Origin of the sequence: Winogradskyella marina, assembly GCF_015645385.1 — a bacterium.
Lineage (GTDB): Bacteria > Bacteroidota > Bacteroidia > Flavobacteriales > Flavobacteriaceae > Winogradskyella > Winogradskyella marina.
Map to the genome: position 1 here is coordinate 368370 of NZ_JADOET010000001.1, position 20065 is coordinate 388434.

A 20065-nucleotide genomic window follows, 5' to 3' on the forward strand; every position below is an offset into this window, starting at 1 on the left:
CAATACCTAAAAAACTTTATAAAGAATTACTTTATTTATTCCAGTACAAAATCGGTTTCTAATGCGGTTATTGAGCTTCCGCCAACAAAGACTTTAAAGTCACCTGGCTCAATAATAAAATCACCATTATTATTGTAAAACCCTAACGTCTCTTTATTTAAAGTGAAGTTTATTGTTTTTGTTTCTCCTGCTTTTATTTCTACCAGTTCAAATCCTTTGAGTTCTTTTACAGGCCGCGTAATACTGCCAACCAAATCTCTAATGTATAATTGTACGACTTCTTTCCCATCTATAGTTCCCGTATTCGTAACATTAACACTAACGTTTACGTCATCCTCTAAAGCAAACGTATTGCCGTTTATTTCTAAATCTGAATAGCTAAAGTTGGTATAACTTAAACCATGTCCGAATGGATATAAAGGTGTGTTTTCCACATCAGAATAATGTGACCAAAATACATTATCATCCTTATCTATTGGACGTCCTGTATTTTTATAGTTGTAATAAATTGGCACTTGACCAACATTTCGAGGAAAAGTCATTGGCAATTTTCCACTAGGATTATAATCACCATACAAAACTTGTGCTACTGCGTTTCCGGTTTGTGTTCCTAGTTGCCACGCTTCAACAATTGAAGGAATATTTTCGTCTGCCCAAGTAATCGCCAATGGACGACCATTATTTAACACTAAAACGATATTTGGATTGGCTTTATAAACCGCTTCTAATAATTCTTGCTGAACACCTGGCAATTGTAAATCGGTTCTACTTCTCCCTTCACCACTTTGAAATCCATATTCACCTAAAACCATCACCACTACATCAACTGTTTTTGCCACTCGTACAGCTTCAGCAAAACCACTAGTATCTGTTGTATTTAAGGGAACTTCTTTAAGAAATGTTGTTTGTTCTGTAGCGACCTCAGCACCTCTAACATACGTTAAGGTGTTACCTTTATATGCTTGCATGCCTTCTAATACAGATACACCTGTTTCGTCGTCTGAAGCGATTCTCCAACTTCCTAAAGGACTCGATTTATCATCAGCTAAATCACCCATTAAAGCAATTTTTTGCCCTTCTTTTTTTAATGGTAAAAGTTGATTTTCGTTCTTTAACAATACAATAGATTTTTTTGCCATATCTAAAACGGCTTCATGATGTGCAGGATTCCCAATAGTTTCTTTTTCTCTTTCCTCATCACAATATCTAAATGGATCTTCAAATAAACCTAATTCAAATTTTACACGTAATATGCGTTTAACAGCGTCATCTATTATAGCTTCCTCAACGACTCCATCTTTAACAAGCTGAGCTAATTCCTGAACATACACATTACCTTCCATATCCATATCTGAACCCGCAGTTGCTGCAATTTTAGCAGCTTCTCTTTTGTCTTTTGCGTGTCCCCAACTTATCATTTCAAAAATTGAAGCCCAATCTGATAACACAAAACCTTTAAAATTCCATTTGCCTTTTAAAATATCGCGTTGTAAGTATGAACTTCCTGTCACTGGCACTCCATTTAATTCATTAAACGAATTCATTAAGGTACGCACTCCTGTATCTACAGCAGCTTTAAAAGGAGGTAAAACGATATTATGCAATGTTGATGTTCCAATATCAACCGTGTTATATTCCTTACCAGCTTCTGCAAATCCGTACGCTGCAAAGTGCTTTGCACAAGCAGCAATTGTATTTGGAGCTGCTAAATCATCACCTTGAAACCCTTGCACTCTAGCAACCGCAATTTTACTTCCCAAAAACGGGTCTTCTCCTGCTCCTTCCATAACGCGTCCCCAACGTGGATCTCTACCGATATCTACCATTGGAGCAAACGTCCAATTAATTCCAGATGCCGAAGCTTCTGCTGCAGCAACACTTGCTGATGTTTTTATGGCTTCTAAATCCCAACTCGCAGCTTCCGCTAGAGGAATAGGGCTAAGCGTTTTATATCCATGAATAACATCGAAACCTATGATTAAAGGAATTCCCAATCGTGTTTCTTCTACGGCAATCTTCTGAACTGCTCTAACTTCTTTTACTCCTCTTACAGATAGCATAGACCCAACTAAACCTTTACGTAAATGTTCATATTTCTGTTCGGCACTACCGCCTTCTGGTGCTGGACCTGTAACATCCCAAAAGCCATTATATTGATTCATTTGTCCTACTTTTTCTTCAATTGTCATTAGGGCTAGAAGAGAATCTACTTTTTGGTCTATGGTTATATTTTTATTCATTATTGTAGTGTTTTGGGCTTTACAATTTGTAAATACAATTAGAGATAAAGCAAAAATTATAGTGTTTTTTGTAGTGTTCATTGTTATACTTTTTTTAGTTGCAAAGCTCGATGCAACTATTTTTCAATATTTAAAAGCGTTTTAAAATAGGGTTCTAAAACAGTAACTATTGTGTTATGGTCTTCAGTACTTGGGTGAGAATTACAACCGCTTAAATATGTGTTTTCAAATTCAAATAACGCTATGTCTTTATTTTGTTCGGTTTTAAAATACTCCTGAACCTGTTTTAAACAAGACACTAATGTGTACTGTTTTTCACCTGATAACATTGGACTATTTAATAAAACTATTTTAGTCGCTGGATATCGTTTATAAATACCTTGAACAAATTGAATATAGTTTGTGGTGAATTTTTCCTTACTAAATGGTAAACGCTCTTTTACACCATCACCATCAGACAAGTCATTAGTTCCTAAACAAACACTGACAATATCTGGTTTTGAAGTTGATTGAAAAGGCGTAGAATTATCTGCGCTTAAATACAAACGATCATAGACCTCTGGCATTGTGGCATCATTTTCATTTTCAGTATTCCAATTGCGATACATGCCTATTCCTGAAACAGCACTAACCACAAAATCTGCTTGTAAGCGTTTTGCTAATTGTGGTCCATAAGCTAAATAAGCATTATGTTGATCTTGGTAATCGCCTTCATTACAAGGCAAATCAGAATTATCAGACAGCGCACCACAGGTTATTGAATCTCCAATAAATTCAATCTCTAAAGGTTTAGATTCCATGGGCAGCAACGCTTCTGCATCTACTCCATAAAAAACTAGTCTATCATTATAGGCTTCTGTGGCTTTATAAATTCCTATTTTATTCTGTTGTGAATTCGGTAATTTTAATGCGATTTTTTGAATGGAATCCCCTTCAATTTTATAACGCTTTTTATATTTATCATTTACCGATATCACATAGTAATTTCGATTAAGGGATTCCGTTTGAAGGTATAAATTTACCGCGTCGCCTTTTACATTAAATTCAACTGAAGCAGCTGAGCCTATAAGTGCTACAGCTTCATTTTCTAAAACAGTACTCCTTCCATGATAATGACACAACTCATTAGAAGACTGAAAATTAGACAGCTTTTGTTTTGCTTCTTCGCATGAAAAAAGCATCAAAGTAAAAACAAATAGTAATTTCAATTTTAGCATTAAAACAAAATTGTTAACACATGTAAAGTTAGTGCAAACATCTTTTTTTTTCTAAGCGTAATTTTTCAAATCTTAATACTATTTACTATTTAAAACTGCTAACTAAAATTATGAGATTCTGTTAAACCTTTGAACGGATTTAAATTCTGATTTAAACTTACTCGGTGTAACATTTTTTGATTTTTTGAAGAATCTATTAAAATTTGCGATACTATTAAATCCGCATTTATAAGCAATTTCACCTACAGACATATCAGTTTCTATCAGCAATTTTATAGCGTGACCTATTCTTTTATCATTCATGTATTCTATGAATGTTTTTCCTGTTCGTTTTTTAATAAATCTATTAAATGAGCTTTGACTCATGTTTACTAATGACGAAATTTCCTTTAATGAAATTTTACGTGAATAGTTGTGTTTTATAAATTCTTGAACTTTTTTAATTCTATCGCTGTTATCGTATTCGCTATCTCTAACAACATTTGATGACAACAATCTTTGGCTTTTAGAATCCGCAAGTTCTTCAAGCAATTTTAAAAGTTTAATAAAATCTGTAACACCATCAGTTGCAGTTAATTCTTTTATTTTAGGCATTAGCTTCATGGCCGTATCACCATCAAAAAGAACACCGTGTTTAGACTTCGTAAATAAATCTTGAATAGGCTTAAAGTTTTTTAAAGAGAGTAATTTGCTATTAAACAAATCTTCGTGAAACTGAATGGTTATTTCATAAATACTTTTACTTTCACATTTGTGCGTTTCCCAACCATGCTCTAAATTGGGTCCGACTAAAACCAATTCTATATCATCAATTTCTTCCATAGAGGTTCCCACAACACGCCGTATACCTTTTCCGTTTAGAATAAAATTCAGTTCATATTCTGGATGAAAATGAATAGGAAAGTCAAACTTTTGTTTCACTCTATCAATAATTAAAAACACATCATCTGATTTTAATTGTGTGATTTCTCGATTAATATTTTCACTCATCGCAGCTCTATTTTAAATTAATCATAATTATAACTTTGCAGTTTTTTCTTAAAGTATTCACCTTGACGAGACGGTTTATAACTGTCCCAATCTTCAAATAATCGTGGTGCCCATTGCGCATCGAACACCCAAACTACATAAGAAATTTCGTTGTCATCACAGTATTTTGTTATGGCCTCTCCATAAGATTCGTCACTGATTACTGGTAAATGTGCTCCAAGGTCATCTGGACCACAAAAACCAACCTCCGTAAGGATTAAGGGATATTTATCTTTTACAAAACCCCAATCTTTTGTCCATTGCGCATCCCAAGGCTGCTTTCTTTTTTGAGGATAAGGATGACTTACATAACCAATCCCTTCAGCATCTAATGGCTCATTTAGCACAGGTGTTAAATCGTAAGCCCAATTAAAACCAGCAACCAGTGGAATGCCTTCGCCTCCATTAGCTCTTATAATTCCAATAACTTCTTCATTTATAGTTTTCCATGTGTCCCAATTTGCACTTCCCAGTGTGCCACCATAAGTTGTTGGCTCATTAAAAATTTCATAAAAAGCGACAGTTGTATTGTTACCATACTCTGAAGCTATGGTTCTCCAAAAATCATAGGTCTCCTTCAATGTGGTGTCATACCTATCGGATTGAAACATTTCGGTTTGCAAATTGCCGATACTATGCCAATCGATTATAACATAAAGCCCTAATGTTGTTGCCCATTGTATGCCATCATTTAAAAGTTTTAAATAGGCTTCTTTTCCTCTTTCGTTCCAATCTGCAGGATGAACAGGTAGTCTAACAATATTGGCTCCCCATTTTTTAATTTCTTCGAAATAAGATTTATTCCAATGCCCTAAATTTTCTAAATGATTAGGATCACTTGCATTTAACCCTCTGAATACGAAGGTTTCATTTTCGCTATTCACAAAACTATTGCCTTTTACCGTGAGTCGATCTAATTCTTTTATTTCATTGGCATAACATCCTATTGATATTAATATGAAAAATGGAATTATAAGTTTTGTTTTTAACAAACGCATTTTGTGAGTTTTATATAGCCTTTTAAATTTATTAGATAATTAGTAAATTAAGAAATCTTAGCTTGTGATTGGTAAAATAGTTCACTAAAATGGTAATTTAGTATAGATTATGTGGTTTTCTGTACTTTTTTAACGTATTTTTTATTTAATTCTTAGCAACTATGACGATGAACAGTTTCTAGAAAAGCTTTAAAATTTAATTACTACACTAGTGTATTGATGCATTTATCTGACTCGTTTTTTAACTACCGTTGAGACTTCGACTGATTTATATCATAGTTTAATATATATATAATCTATAATTTTACACTTCAAAACAAAACCTAAAGTCATGTTATCCATACTATTACCAACCGATTTTTCAGAAAATTCAAAAAATGCAATAAAGTATGCCTTAGAATTTTTTAAATATCAAAAGGTTAATTTTTATGTTATGCATGCCTACAGAAATGAATTTTATGACCATGATGAATTAGTATCTCGCGAGGTTTTTGAAAGTGTATTGAATAAAGTAAAAACAGAATCTCAAGACAATCTCGATAAATTAGTAGCTGATTTAAAGCAAATTGCACCAAACCCAAGATATACGCACCATAGCATTTCTGCTTATAATACGCTTGTTGAAGAGGCAAATACAATTGCAGATGCACATAACATAGATTTAATAGTTATGGGTACAAAAGGAAAATCTAATGCGAGAAACATTGTGTTTGGAAGTCAGACGTTTCAAGTTTTAAAGTATGTTAAATGTCCTGTTTTGGCTATTCCAGAGAACTATAACAATACGCAACCACAGAAAATTTTGTTCCCAACTAATTATCTCATTCCTTATAAACGACGCGAATTAAAATTGCTGTCTGTTTTAGCAAAATCTTACCGAAGTGAAATTGATGTGGTTTACATTAGTACAAGTCCAAAATTATCTATTAGACAAGAAGATAATCAATCATTTATAAAGGATACATTATCGCCAAACAAGGTGAATTTTATTATTGAAGACAATAAAAAGATAGCAGATGCCATAACCAACTACATCAAAAAGAATTCAATAGACATGATTACGATGATAAATACGCAACATTCCTTTTTAGAAGACATGTTGTTTCCTTCTACGATAGACAAGGTTAGTATTGGCTTAAATATTCCGTTATTAGCGTTTCAGAACACACTTAGAAACTAAATTATAAAAAGTAACCATGTCAAAAAATATTCTTTTACCAACAGATTTTTCAGAGAATGCATTGCGTGCTGCTATTTACGCTGTGACGTTATACGAAAAAGAACCTTGCACATTTCACTTTTTACATGCTTCGAGATTAAAAGCTTCTAGAATGTCTAACATGTCTAATAAGTTAACACATGTAATGGCTGAAAAAGCAAGACAGGATTTAGCTAAATTAAAAGAGAAAATCGAAACCGACTATGCTAATAAAAACCATTCGTTCGAAGTTATTTTAACTACTAACGACTTACAAGCTTCAATTGAAGTCTTATTAGAAAAAACAAAAATAGACCTAATTATTATAGGTACTAAAGGGGAGTCTAATGCTAAAGAAATGCTTTTTGGAAGTAACACCGTAAATGTTATTAAACATGTAAATCAATGTCCTGTTATGGTAATTCCAAATTCGTATGAATATGTTAAGCCAGAACAAATTGCATTTCCTACAGGTTTTAATCGTGCTTATGGAGACGAATTATTGCCACTAAAACAATTAATAAAGGTTACTAACGCTTCCGTTAGAGTTGTTCACATTAATGGTGAAGATGAAATTTCAGAAGCTCAAAAACATAATTTAGCATTACTAAAAATAGCTTTAAAAAATTTCGACCACAGTTTTCATTGGATGACAAACTATGATAGAGTAGCAAGAGCCATTCAAGATTTTACAATAGAACTTGATATTAATATTTTAGTGATGATTAAATATAAACACGGTTTTATAGAAGACATCATAAAAGAACCGATAATTAAAAGAATAGGGTTTCATCCAACCATTCCTTTTTTAGTATTACCACACAACTAATTTAAATTAAAAAAATACACAGATAAAATTTACCACATATATAGCATGAGACAACACATATTACTACCTACAGATTTTTCAGATAATGCACTTGCTGCTATTGAATACACTTTAAAACTGTATGCTAACGAGCCTTGTACATTTTACTTTTTACATACATGGGCTTTTACAAACCAAACATCTAGAACATATATCACTTCAACCTTTATAGAAACAAAAAAAGAGGAAGCAAGAATTAAGCTTATTGACTTAAAAAATGAAATAGAGGCTAAAAACACAAACCCTGAGCATAAATTTGAAACTGTTTATACCACAGCACCCTTGTTAAATACGATTGAGAATGCGATTGACGAGCTTAACATAAACCTTGTTGTTATGGGCACTAAAGGGGCCACTGGAGCCAAAGAATACATTTTTGGCAGTAACACAGTAGATATCATTAACAAAATAAAAAACAGTGCAATATTGGTTGTACCAGAATCCTATGAATATGTAGAACCAAAACAAATTGCATTTCCTACTGATTTTAATCGATTCTATGGTGATGAGTTACAGCCATTGCTGCAACTAACTAAGTTATATAATTCTAAAATAAGAGTTCTACATATTAACCAAAAAGACAATTTAACTGAAAACCAAAATTATAATTTAGCCATGTTAAAAGCCAATCTTGAAGATTACACTAGTTCTATAGATTGGAGGCCTAATTTTGAAAGTAAAGAACAAACGATCTTAGACTTTATTAAAGAGTTTGATATTAATATGCTTGCAATGATTAACTATAAGCACAGTTTTATTGAAAATTTTCTAAATGAACCTGTAATTAAGAAGATCGGATTTCATACTATAATTCCATTTTTAGTAATTCCAGAATTTCAGTAGATTGTAATAGCTGATAAAATTGTTTAACTTTCTTAATATATAGTAAAACCGATTCGTATGAATCGGTTTTATAATTTTAAAGCATCACTACAAAACGTCATAAACAACCTTAGCCTTTCTCGTAATCACCTATTAAAAAGACTTCCAAATACTAAATCAAACTCTCTGAATTCTAATCCTAAGCAAGAATTTCAAAATTAGATTGTTATTTTAGCTTTTGATGAAAACCCTTACACTAATAATCTGCTATTTCTCATTCGGTGTTACACACCTTTTTGGGCAGATTATGGTTGATTCCATTCAGGATCAGGTTGTTTTAATTGATCATAAAAATGTAACTGCTATCAACTCAAGTTTAGAATCTTCGATTGAAGATATCAAAACTCAAACCAATTGGAAACCATATAACTCTTCTTACATTCCTTCTTCAGAAAACTCTGTATGGCTGAAGTTTAAAATTCAAAATCGATCTAAAGACACTGTTATTAATCATCTCTTTAGCAGAGCACATTATACCACCATTTACATTTCCAATAATAATGGTTATAAAAAAATTAAAAATGGTTTTTACGTACCTACAACTGAGCGTAATCAATCTGAATCGTTCAATACCAAACTCATATTTTTACCTTTTCAAGAATCACAAGTCTATATAAAGCTGAGTGTTAACAAAACATTAGCTCGACCGATTATACCAAAACTCTATTCAGAAATTAGTTATTTAAAAAGTTTAAAAAGCGAATTTAAAATCCAAACAAAACCGATTGGTTTTATCTACTTCTATATTATTTCGTTAATTACTATCCTAATCTTTTCACTCGTCTTTTTGTTACGAATGAAAGAACGGCTCTATTTCTATTATTTTGGGTACTTGTTTTTTCAACTTATTTATGGGTTTTTGACATTACGAAACACTCTAGCCCCGTTAGGAAGATTCTTTGATCAAATTCCAAAACTTGCCTTCGATTTAATAGAACCTATTCAATTTATTTTTATAGCATTTTATATCTTTTTTGTTCTACTACTCTTAAAAGTTAAAGAATATGATAAGTTACTAGCTAAAATCTTAATTTACTTAGGACTTTTCTGCTTAGTATTTGCATTAACAAGGTTTAGTTTCAGTCACTTTATTATTGAAGCAAAATTTACAGACACTCTTTTTTTAATCATTCGTGCGGTTATTCTTCCTATTAATATAATTTTACTTTTTTGGATTATCTACAAAGTAAAACACCCTTTGCTACCCTATTTTGTAATTGGTCAGTCTTTCTTTTTTATAGGAGCCATTGTTAGTTCATATGTAGCCTACTCAGGCATGAACCTAATTCCAGGACACTTTTTAAATTTTAAAGAATCACCAAATATTATTTTCCAAATTGGTCTACTGATTGAAGTCTATTGCTTCTCATTAGCTTTAGGCAAAAATGTATTTGTGCTTCAAGAAGAAAAGGAAAAAGCGACTACTAAATTCATCGAACAGTTAGAAAAAAATCGTGAGATCCAAGAAACTATGAACCGTGAATTGGACGGAAAAGTGAATGAAAAAACTTTTGAGCTTCTTCAGCTTTATTCAGAAATTGAAGAAAAGAAAGAACAACAAACAAAAGACAATTTCACAAAACGTATAAGAGAAACTGAAATAGTTGCCTTGAGATCACAAATGAATCCTCATTTTATTTTTAATAGTATGAATGCCATTAAAAATTTAATCATGACCTCTAGAAACGATGATGCCATCAACTATTTAGATAACTTTTCAACTTTACTCCGAGAAATATTACAAAATAGTAATCGTAAAAAGATCACAGTAGAAGAGGAATTAGAAATTTTAGAATTATATCTTTCTTTAGAAAAAAGCCGAATTAAATCTGGGTTTAACTTCAATATTGAAGTCACTTCTAAAGAAGCGTTATCGCAATATCAGATTCCACCCTTACTCTTGCAACCAATAGTAGAAAATGCGATTTGGCACGGTTTACATCCAAGCTTAAAACCAAACAAAAAACTAACTATTATCTTCGATACAACTGAAGATCTAAAAATTATTATTGAAGATAATGGAATTGGAAGAAAAGAAAGCTCTAAAAAGAAAAAATTAAATGATTCTATGGGTTCTACTATCGTACAAGACCGCTTAACACTATATAACCACGTAAATGATCATAATATTATTTATAAAATAACTGATCTTGAAGTACATGGAAACTCTCTAGGCACAAAAATTACATTAACTTATGAATATTAAACCATGACAAAAATTATAATTATAGACGATGAAAGCCATTGCACAGATGTCTTGGAAAACTTCATTCAGAAACTTCATTCCAACTATACTATTATTGGTGTGTTTACAAAACCTGTTGAAGGTTTAGAGTTTATAAAAAAAAACCCTCCAGACTTACTATTCCTAGATATAGAAATGCCAATACTAAACGGCTTTGCTTTATTAGATCAATTATTACCAATTAATTTCGATGTTATTTTTACCACAGCTTATAACCAATACGCTATTAAAGCATTTACCTATAGTGCCATAAATTACTTACTAAAACCAATCACCGAAAAAAATATTGTAAGAGCAATTTCCACATGGGAAAAGCGAAGAAAAAAAATGAGTAATGAGCAATGGCAATTACTTCAAAATCATTTAAATAAACCAAGCGAAAGTTGTACTAAAATTGCACTTCCTACAGGAATAGGCTATCAAATTGTAGAAATTAATAACATTATAAGATGCCAATCTGATAGTAATTACACTAATATTTTGTGTAAAGATGGTAACAAAATTTTAATCAGCCGAACGTTAAAAGAAATTGAAGAGCTTTTAAAAGACAATCATTTTTTGAGGGTTCATCAATCGCATTTAATAAATCCAAATTTCGTTAAAGGGATTTTAAAACAAGATGGAGGCAGCCTTATAATGTCTGATGATGAAGAAATCCCTGTATCTAGGCAAAAATCGAAACAAATAAATGAAATACTAAAAACGATGCTTCGATTTAAGTAATTCTGAAAATCTCAATTAACATTCTTAAAGCTATAAACTCAGGTTTGATGACTGCAAAAAAACATTAGCCATTATATACTTTTCTATCGTAAAGTAAAAAAGGCATTATATTAAATATTTACATTACCAAATTCTAATTCAAACACAACGAATACTTCGTAATTCACCCTGTATACTGATTTGCACTTGTGTAGGAAAAGACATCAGTTATTTTTGTGTTAGCTATTATTAATTTTAATTAAAAAAACAAATAATGAAAATATTACAAATTAGCCCTAAAATCTTAGTATTATTACTAATAACCTCCTTTATTTCTATCAATTGTAGTAGTGACGACGGAGATGAAATTACCAACCAACCACCAGAAAGCTTTAATTTAATTGAAGTGCCAAATGCTGCAACAGACGTTACTTTAATGCCAATATTTTCTTGGACTGATGCTACAGATTTAGACGGTGACGTTGTGCACTACGATTTATATTTAGACACCAATAATTCTCCATCTACAAAGATTGCAAATAATATTACTGAAACAAGTTTTACTACTGAAAGCAACCTAGAGTTAGACACTACATACTATTGGAAAGTTGTAGCTAAAGACGACAATGGTGGAGAAACGGAAAGTGAAATTTTCTCATTCACAACACAAGTTGACTATAGCTCAGAAGCTTTAATAGGTCAATGGTATTTTGAATCGATCGAAGAAAGAGAACCTCTTAGTGATTGCGAAAAAACATCATATTTAGAATTTTCTAGTGTTGGCACCGCTTTTACAATTCTCTATGCTGATAGTCCTGATGGCGGATGTAACCCACTAATAGTTAGTGAATTTACATATGAATTGATTTCAGAAACCACAATCGAATTTACTAATGTAAGCGACAATGAAACATCTACTACTGAAATTGTATCCGTTAGCGATACGGAATTGGTTATTTCTGGCATTGGATTCTTCCCTCCTTCTACATTAATAAAAGGATAAATACGTGTAATTTAAATTCGAAGCAATGAAAAAACTTTTAATCTTACTTCTAATTTTTACATGTACAATCGCTTGTGGAAATTCTGAAAAAACAGCATCAGAACAAACAGAACACACCATTGACACCAATTTATCGCCTTGTGATTTAGTGACTGAGCCTGAAATAAAAAGTGCATTGTCTATTCCTGCAGATGCAGAAACAAGCATGAATGAAAAAGACACCACTTACCCAATATGTTTATACAAATGGAAGTCTGTCACTTGGCCATTTGAGCGTTATGGTCATACAATTGACTATGCCGCAGAACTAAGTATTGTCTTAGTTAACAACGCAAGTAAATCAAATTACGAAGCTTCAATCAAGGTTTATAAAGATGGTATAAAAGAAAATGGTATCGGTGAAATGTCAACATGGAGCGAGAAAAAAACTCAAATCACATTTTTGTCTAAAGGAAAGTTAATACATGTCCATTCTAGAACCACAGCCGATGCGGCATCTAATAAAGCTAAGACTATTAACCTTGCTAAACAGATTGTAAAAAACATCTAATCTTAAAAAAAATTAAGATCATTTATATCAGAACCCAAATTAAAAATAGTACTATGAAAAATTTAAAATTCTTATTTCTATTTACCACACTTATTGTAATGACAGGTTGTAGCAGTGATGACAGTTCTTCTAATTCAGATGATGATGCATTGACTAATCTGATTCCAAATGCTGGCAATCCGCATACTTATGAATTCACTGTTACAGGAGGCCAGTTAGATGGTGAAACCATTTCTGGAGAAATTGCAAATGAAATGGTAGTCACAGAACTTATACTCGCTAATTATGCAGCATACACCGAATTCGATCCTGGAAAAAAAGTTATCGCCTTTCATATTTTAAATGAAATAATCAGTATTGGCGGCGATTTTTACTACCAAAATGGAGGAGTAAATGGCTTCGGTTCTGTATCTGAAGATGATGCTTCAAACTTAAGCATTCAACTAGACACGCCAAATGTTAGGTTTGACAGTCAAACCGGAACCGTTTCAATATCCGAATTGGATTTTACCGATTCTGTTGGCGAAAACATATATTACGCTGGGTTAACAGCTTGCAAATTTACTTTTAACGGTTCTTTTATAAATTTTGTTAATGGTGAAGAAGTTGAAATTAGTGGAACTATTAAGTTGAATTTCCCAGAGGATGTTTCAGAACTTTAATTCCACATACAATTATAACAGTTTAGTCTATTGTTAAATAAAAAAAGTCAAGGCACACAAGCCTTGACTTCTTCTTTTAAAAATAATTTAGACTTATTTCCAAAACCCTTCAATTTCTTCAAGAGATTTACCTTTTGTTTCGGGTATAAACTTATAGGTAATAAATACGATGATTAAAATAAATACAATAAATATATAATACGGTAATGAGCCATTCCAAGGTTCACTATTGTTCATCTCACTTCCCATTACCATAGGGAATGACTGAGACACTACATAATTGGCGGCCCATTGTGCGGCAACAGCAACAGACATCGCAACACTGCGTATTTTATTTGGAAACATTTCTGATAATAAAACCCACACCACTGGTCCCATAGACAAAGCAAAGGAGGCTATAAATAATAATACTCCTATTAAAGATAATACACCGACACTATTTTGTTGCAACGTAATGCTTAACAGTAAAAAACCTACAATCATCCCTACAGAACCAATATATAGCAATGGCTTTCTACCAAATTTATCTACCGTAAACATCGCTACAAACGTAAACACTAAATTGACAAATGCTAATAAAATTTGTTGAGCAAGGACATCTTCTTTACCAAAACCAAGTGCTTTTTCAAAAATATCTGCACCATAATATAATACAGCATTGATGCCTGTAAATTGTTGTAAAACTGAAAGCACCGTTCCAATTCCAATGATGACCAATATAGCTTTAGAAAAGTAACTTACTTTAACTCCATCGTTAGTTTCATTTAAAGATTCCTGAATCTGATGCATTTCTTTTTTTGCAGCCTCATCACCATTTATGCGCTTTAAAACAGCTAAAGCATCATCTTCTTTTCCTTTTAGAGCCAACCATCTTGGACTTTTTGGAACAATAAATAACAGAATTAAAAACAACAGACTTGGTATTAATTCTGACCAAAACATACGACGCCAACCAAATTCTATATTCTCTGCTACGCTTAAATCATTTCCAATAAAATAAGTGGCTAGGAATACGACAAAAAAACCAATTACAATAGCCAATTGATAATAGGTTACCATTCGTCCTCTAATGTTTGAAGGAGCAATCTCAGCAATATACATAGGCGCATTCATGGATGCTACACCAATACCTAAACCACCAATAATTCTAAAAACAACCAACATACTAACCGTTTGTGGAAACAATTCTGGTAAGCCCGATCCGTAAGCTGATACTGTAAAGAAAATTGCCGAAATGATCAAGGACCATTTCCTTCCAATTTTAATACTCAGTGGACCAGCAATTATTGCACCAACAAAACAGCCTAAAAGCGCACTTCCAACTACCCAACCTTTTAAGGCATCACTTAAATCAAAATATTCTGTAAGGTAAAATTGTGCGCCATTAATAACGCCTGTATCATACCCAAAAAGCAAACCTCCTAAGGCGGAAACGGCTGCTATTAATAATAAGAAAACACCTTTTTTCATTTTTTATTTATTTAATTATAGTTAGAGTCTTAGTTTATTTAATTGTTTAAAATTGCAATGTAATTAAAATTGGTAAATGGTCAGCGGGATAATGTAAATTCCGTTTATCACTTAACAACGCATATTTATTAACGTCTATAGTTTTACTAACAAAAATAGATTCTCCTTGTTACAGGCTTATCAATATGAAAACCATTAAATGTACCTTCTAGGCCAAAAGTAAGTTTTGCTATGTTTTTTGAATCATTTAATTCTGTTTTTATTAAATAGTGCTGAATAGTCTCGAGATTTTTTTGGTCATCACGTCCATCTCCAACATAACTATACTCTACCAAAAGACTATCCATCGCTTTCATTTGATTAGGCATAGCTTCTTGAACACCTAAAACATCAGGTTCGTAAAGCTTGATCTGGTCAATAAAAAATGATTTTCTGTTCGCCCAGCTGTTTCTCCTTCCTTAGGATGATCTAACCTAATATTATAGCTCATCACTGAAAAATCTTGTGCAAAATACAAAACTCGAAAAGGCACAACACAATAGAAATGAATACTTCATATTTAAAAATTTATTCGACATAAATAATGTCACTCGTTTCAGAAATTCCATTTTCATTAAACGCTTCTATCGTAAAATAATAAGGCGTATCACGATCTAGATTTCGCATAACATGTTCATTAGTATCATACATTTGCCACGACTGATAAAGCTTATCTTCTGCAATTCCCCAACGAATATTATAACCTTGAGCTCCCTCTACAGCATTCCAAGTAAATGAGGCATCCCTTCGATCTGTTTGTCGTTCGATATGGAATCCTGTAACTTTTTTAGGCTTTTCTTCGAACCCTAAACCAAATACTCTTATTTCTGACATGGCGAAGTTGTCACCTGGAACCTCTATATTGTTATAACGCACATATTTTGCTTTTACCGGCTCATCTAAAACGATGTATGCATTTGGTGCATCAATAGTGCTTTCACTTCTATCCGCAACCGTTTGCCAGGTATTACCATCTTCTGAAGTTTCAATGGTGAATCGATGTCTTAAACCTTCAACACGCGTGTAAATTCCTGATTCATGATCGTGATAATTGAGTTGCAACGCATGAATAGTTCCTGCATTTTTCATTTCAATAGTTATCCATTGCTGATCGTCATTAGCTTCTGCTACCCAAAATGTTTTAGGGTTTTCGTCTGTAAGTACCATAGATATAAAGTTACCATCAGCATCTTTTTCAGTAGGTAATTCTGTAACTTCTACAGCATCATCATTAGACGTAAATTTCATCACCTGCATTAACGACGAAGACACGGTAACATTTCCTTTATAAGACAACAGCATCCAACCATTGTGTTGTCCTGCTTTGGTGGGATGATTTGCTCCATAACGTGGGTAATCTCCATAAGCGGTATTGGAATACATTAAACTGTCGTCATCAAAATAAGTAGGAAACATACACAAACGACGCTCCCACTGTGCATTAGAGGCCAATGCCATGGTGGCGAAATGCCAATATTGTCCATTCGTTTGTTTTACCGTTATCCCATGACCTGCGCCATTTGTAAATCCACCAGGTTTAAAACTCATAGGATTGTTTTTCATATATGTAAAAGGGCCAAGTGGTGTGTCACCAATATAAACTCCATCTGCGTACACATTAAACTGTGTGCCAGGTGCTGCATATTGCAAATAGTATTTTCCGTTGTGTTTAGTCATGGAAGCCCCTTCCATATAACCTTCTTTTAAAGTGGGATGAAAGTTGTTTTCTCCAAAACGCTCCCAGCCATGTTTGTCTTCATCAAGATTAAAGAGTTCTTTCTTAACTCCTGTTTCTAAAAAGCGATCATCTTTATTTAACATTTTAACACGAAGAGGATGCACATTAGAAGAGCCCCAATATAAATAGGTCTCACCATCATCATCTATAAATAATTCTGAATCCTGAATGTTAGTAGATATCGATGCGCTTGGTGTCCATTTCCCACTTTTAGGATCATCAGTATAAAGTATACTGCCATAACCAGCGGGATTTCCCGCAAAGTACACCAATGAATCCTTGTAATTGAATGCTGTTGGCGCGTTACTACCTTCAAAAAACCATTGTTGTGGCTTTATAAAATTCCAGTTAACTAAATCAGTAGAATGCCAATACCCAAAAGAACGTGTTACGAACATATAATATTCGCCTTTAAATTCTATAACCGCAGGATCTGCACCAGAACGGTAGGATTTATTTTGACTAGAATTGTAAACCATATAGGTATAATCTATATCTAATGGATTAATATAAGTGTCATATCCTTTTTTAATTTCTGCTTTGTCCTTCGCATTCGAAAGATGTTCTAATTTCTGATTCTTATCCGTGTTACAAGAAAAAAGAAATGCTATAGTGAAGAGAAAAAGTAATTTTTTCATGATTTATAATTTAGTGTCTTTGTCAGTTTGTGGATTGTAAGATGTTCCCGTTCTTCCTCGTAATCTTTCAAACTGTTTGAAAGAACGTTCTACATTTTCTTTTGGCGCCTGTTCAAACTCTTTTGCTTTAACTTCGTATTCTTCCTGAAGTGCTGCAAGTCGTGTTCTTAATTCAGCTTCAATATTGTCATAATCCGGATTCTCAATTTGATTTGCAATTTCCTTAGGATCTTCTTCTAGATCGTATAATTCCCAAGTATCAATATCATCATAAAAATGAATTAACTTATAGCGCTTCGTACGAATTCCGTAGTGTTTTTTCACCATATGAAACGCTGGATAATCGTAGTAATGATAATATACTGCATCTCTAAAATCATCGCCATCAAAGGTGTTCTCTAATAACGGACGAAGGGATTTACCTTGCATATCTTCCGGTATTTCTGCATTTGCATAATCTAGAAAGGTTTCTGCAAAATCGAGATTTTGCGTTAAGTCTTCAATAATAGTTCCGGGTTTTATAACTCCTGGATATTTAATAACTAAAGGCATGGCCAGTGATTCTTCATACATATAACGCTTATCAAACCAGCCTTTTTCTCCTAAATAAAACCCTTGATCCGTTGTATACACTACAATCGTGTTGTCTGCCAATCCGTTTTCTTCTAAATAATCTAAAACTTCACCAATACCTTCATCCATTGAGGCTATGGTTGCTAAATAATCTTGTAAATACCGTTGACCTTTGTATTTTGCTAAATCTTTTCCGGATAAGTTTGCATCATGAAAGGCATCATTTTTTTGTTGGTAAGCACTATCCCAAGCTTTGCGTTGCTCTGTAGTCATACGCTCAAAATCAGACTGCCATGGATTCCATGCTAATTCAGGATCACCCTTAGATTTTGTCAATTTTAAATCATGACCTTCATACATATCTTTATAAATCGTTTGAAGCTGTTTTTGAGAAGCCAAAGAGCCTTCATGAGCCGAGAAATAAGTGTCTGGCAACGGGAAATCCACATCGTCAAATTTATTAGCATGTCGTAATGCTGGCATCCAATTTCTATGTGGTGCTTTATGCTGCAACATTAACATAAAAGGTTTGTCGCTATCCTTAACCGAATTGAGATAGGCAATACCATCTTGCGTAATTATATCTGTGGCATAGCCTTGTACTCGTGTTGTATCTACAACTTTAGAAGTTTCATTTAGAGCAATAAAATCTGGATTGTAATAATTGCCTTGATCGGTTAAGATCTTCCAATAATCAAACCCTTCTGGCAAGCCATCTAAATGCCATTTCCCAATCACAGCCGTGTTATAACCTGCTTTTTGAAGTAATTTAGGAAAGGTTTGCTGACTGCCATCAAACTTATTCCCATTCATTCTAAAACCATTAATATGGCTGAATTTACCCGTAAGAACTACAGCACGACTTGGTCCACAAATAGAATTGGTACAAAAGTTATTCTTAAAAAGAGCACCTTCAGTTGCAATACGATCAATATTTGGAGTTGGTGCTAATTGACTAATTGGATGACCATAAGCACTGATAGCTTGTTCCGCATGGTCATCTGCCATAATATAAACGATATTCGGTCGCTTTGATGGCTTTAACTCCTCAGGTTTTTTAGAAACGTCTTTACAAGATTGAAACAATAAAAGACTAAACATAAATACTACTAAATGCCTCATTATTCTGTAGTTTTTATAATTTTAGTTTGAATGACCTCATCATTAATAACGGCTCTTTCAAAAAAGTTAAAGATTGTATCCATTTCCTCAATTGGAATTCGAGCAATTTCATGACGGCCACCTTTTACGATATTAAAGTAATATGAGGTATCAAAATCCTCTAGTTTTTCAGCAATAATTCCCGATCCATCCAATATAAAATATCCATCTCTCTTTGGATCACATAAATGATGTGATGCACTACCAAAAGGCACTAATTGATCCTCTGTTCCGTGATACAAAACGGCAGGAATTGCATTTTCCTCAGTAATATATCGCGCATCAACCATAGCACCAGCACAAGACAATAGACCTGCAAATTTTACATTATTATAAGCATCTTTATCGGTTACAAAATAATCTTTCATAAAGACAGCATTTAGTATGCCCTCTGCTCCTGCACTACTTCCTCCTGCTATAATTTTAGTGGGATCAATTTGAAGCGTTTTAGCACGATCAACTAAAAATTTTGCGGCATCTAAATAATCGATTGCAGCCTGTTTAAAAGTTTCCATTTTCTCGTCTTTAGTGCAATCACAACCAAAGCCTGTTGCTGTATTTTTTCGCAGTAAACGATAGCTAATTGAAACACCTATATAATTTTGTTCCTTAGCAGCATACTTTACCAAATTCTGATCATCTGGATAGGCACGATGACTTCCTGAAAATCCACCACCATGCATCCAAAGTAATACCGGAAGCGAATCGGATTTTTTAATATTTTCCGGAGTAAACACATCTAGCCGCAAGGTGTCTTGACCCTTAATAGAATAGATATAAGTTTCCATGTTTTGAGCAGAAAGCCCAACTGTGATAAATAAAACCAGTAAAATTGTTATTTTTTTCATTTAG

General features: G+C 33.0%; 17 protein-coding genes. 8 read left to right on the plus strand and 9 right to left on the minus strand.

Annotated elements, in window-relative coordinates:
* Positions 1 to 35 precede the first annotated feature (35 nt).
* The 4 genes from bglX to ITJ86_RS01670 form a co-directional block, all read right to left on the minus strand.
* Entirely contained in the window at positions 36 to 2240 is a 2205-nt protein-coding gene (gene bglX / locus ITJ86_RS01655) for a beta-glucosidase BglX (protein WP_230080179.1), read from the minus strand.
* Positions 2241 to 2356: 116 nt separating this feature from the next.
* Complete coding sequence (locus tag ITJ86_RS01660) at positions 2357 to 3448, minus strand: SGNH/GDSL hydrolase family protein (RefSeq protein WP_195869862.1); 1092 nt, start codon at positions 3446 to 3448, stop codon at positions 2357 to 2359.
* Positions 3449 to 3565: 117 nt separating this feature from the next.
* Entirely contained in the window at positions 3566 to 4447 is an 882-nt protein-coding gene (locus tag ITJ86_RS01665) for an AraC family transcriptional regulator (RefSeq protein WP_195869863.1), read from the minus strand.
* Between the two features lie 17 nt (positions 4448 to 4464).
* Positions 4465 to 5484, minus strand: coding sequence for a glycoside hydrolase family 5 protein (locus tag ITJ86_RS01670; RefSeq protein ID WP_195869864.1), 1020 nt, complete (start codon positions 5482 to 5484; stop codon positions 4465 to 4467).
* A gap of 331 nt (positions 5485 to 5815) precedes the next feature.
* On the opposite strand from ITJ86_RS01670, the gene ITJ86_RS01675 reads away from it, so the two are divergent.
* From ITJ86_RS01675 to ITJ86_RS01710, 8 genes are all read left to right on the plus strand, one after another.
* A complete protein-coding gene (locus ITJ86_RS01675) occupies positions 5816 to 6664 on the plus strand; it encodes a universal stress protein (protein ID WP_195869865.1) in 849 nt (282 codons plus the stop codon).
* Positions 6665 to 6680: 16 nt separating this feature from the next.
* Positions 6681 to 7511: a universal stress protein gene (locus ITJ86_RS01680; RefSeq protein WP_195869866.1), complete on the plus strand. Its 831-nt coding sequence runs from the start codon at positions 6681 to 6683 to the stop codon at positions 7509 to 7511.
* Between the two features lie 45 nt (positions 7512 to 7556).
* Positions 7557 to 8393, plus strand: a complete 837-nt coding sequence (locus ITJ86_RS01685) for a universal stress protein (RefSeq protein ID WP_195869867.1) — start codon at positions 7557 to 7559, stop codon at positions 8391 to 8393.
* A 220-nt stretch (positions 8394 to 8613) separates the two neighbouring features.
* Positions 8614 to 10638 (plus strand): histidine kinase, encoded by a 2025-nt coding sequence (locus ITJ86_RS01690; RefSeq protein WP_195869868.1) that lies wholly within the window; start codon positions 8614 to 8616, stop codon positions 10636 to 10638.
* Positions 10639 to 10641: 3 nt separating this feature from the next.
* Positions 10642 to 11400, plus strand: coding sequence for a LytR/AlgR family response regulator transcription factor (locus tag ITJ86_RS01695; RefSeq protein WP_195869869.1), 759 nt, complete (start codon positions 10642 to 10644; stop codon positions 11398 to 11400).
* 253 nt (positions 11401 to 11653) lie between these two features.
* A complete protein-coding gene (locus tag ITJ86_RS01700; protein WP_195869870.1) occupies positions 11654 to 12382 on the plus strand; it encodes a lipocalin-like domain-containing protein in 729 nt (242 codons plus the stop codon).
* A 25-nt stretch (positions 12383 to 12407) separates the two neighbouring features.
* Positions 12408 to 12932 carry a hypothetical protein gene (locus tag ITJ86_RS01705; RefSeq protein WP_195869871.1) on the plus strand — a complete coding sequence of 175 codons (525 nt, stop codon included), beginning with the start codon at positions 12408 to 12410 and terminating at the stop codon, positions 12930 to 12932.
* Positions 12933 to 12985: 53 nt separating this feature from the next.
* On the plus strand, positions 12986 to 13594 hold the full coding sequence (locus ITJ86_RS01710; protein WP_195869872.1) for a hypothetical protein: 609 nt from the start codon (positions 12986 to 12988) through the stop codon (positions 13592 to 13594).
* A 93-nt stretch (positions 13595 to 13687) separates the two neighbouring features.
* On the opposite strand, the gene ITJ86_RS01715 is transcribed toward ITJ86_RS01710, so the two are convergent.
* The 5 genes from ITJ86_RS01715 to ITJ86_RS01735 form a co-directional block, all read right to left on the minus strand.
* Entirely contained in the window at positions 13688 to 15064 is a 1377-nt protein-coding gene (locus tag ITJ86_RS01715; protein WP_195869873.1) for a sugar porter family MFS transporter, read from the minus strand.
* Positions 15065 to 15210: 146 nt separating this feature from the next.
* Entirely contained in the window at positions 15211 to 15432 is a 222-nt protein-coding gene (locus tag ITJ86_RS17310; RefSeq protein ID WP_230080180.1) for a hypothetical protein, read from the minus strand.
* A 199-nt stretch (positions 15433 to 15631) separates the two neighbouring features.
* Entirely contained in the window at positions 15632 to 17479 is a 1848-nt protein-coding gene (locus ITJ86_RS01725; protein WP_195869874.1) for a family 43 glycosylhydrolase, read from the minus strand.
* A gap of 3 nt (positions 17480 to 17482) precedes the next feature.
* The gene (locus tag ITJ86_RS01730) at positions 17483 to 19174 is read right to left on the minus strand and encodes a sulfatase family protein (RefSeq protein WP_195869875.1); all 1692 of its coding nucleotides are present in this window, start codon (positions 19172 to 19174) and stop codon (positions 17483 to 17485) included.
* Positions 19174 to 20061 carry an alpha/beta hydrolase gene (locus tag ITJ86_RS01735; RefSeq protein ID WP_195869876.1) on the minus strand — a complete coding sequence of 296 codons (888 nt, stop codon included), beginning with the start codon at positions 20059 to 20061 and terminating at the stop codon, positions 19174 to 19176. The genes ITJ86_RS01730 and ITJ86_RS01735 overlap by 1 nt, the downstream gene beginning before the upstream one ends.
* Between the last annotated feature and the right edge of the window lie 4 nt (positions 20062 to 20065).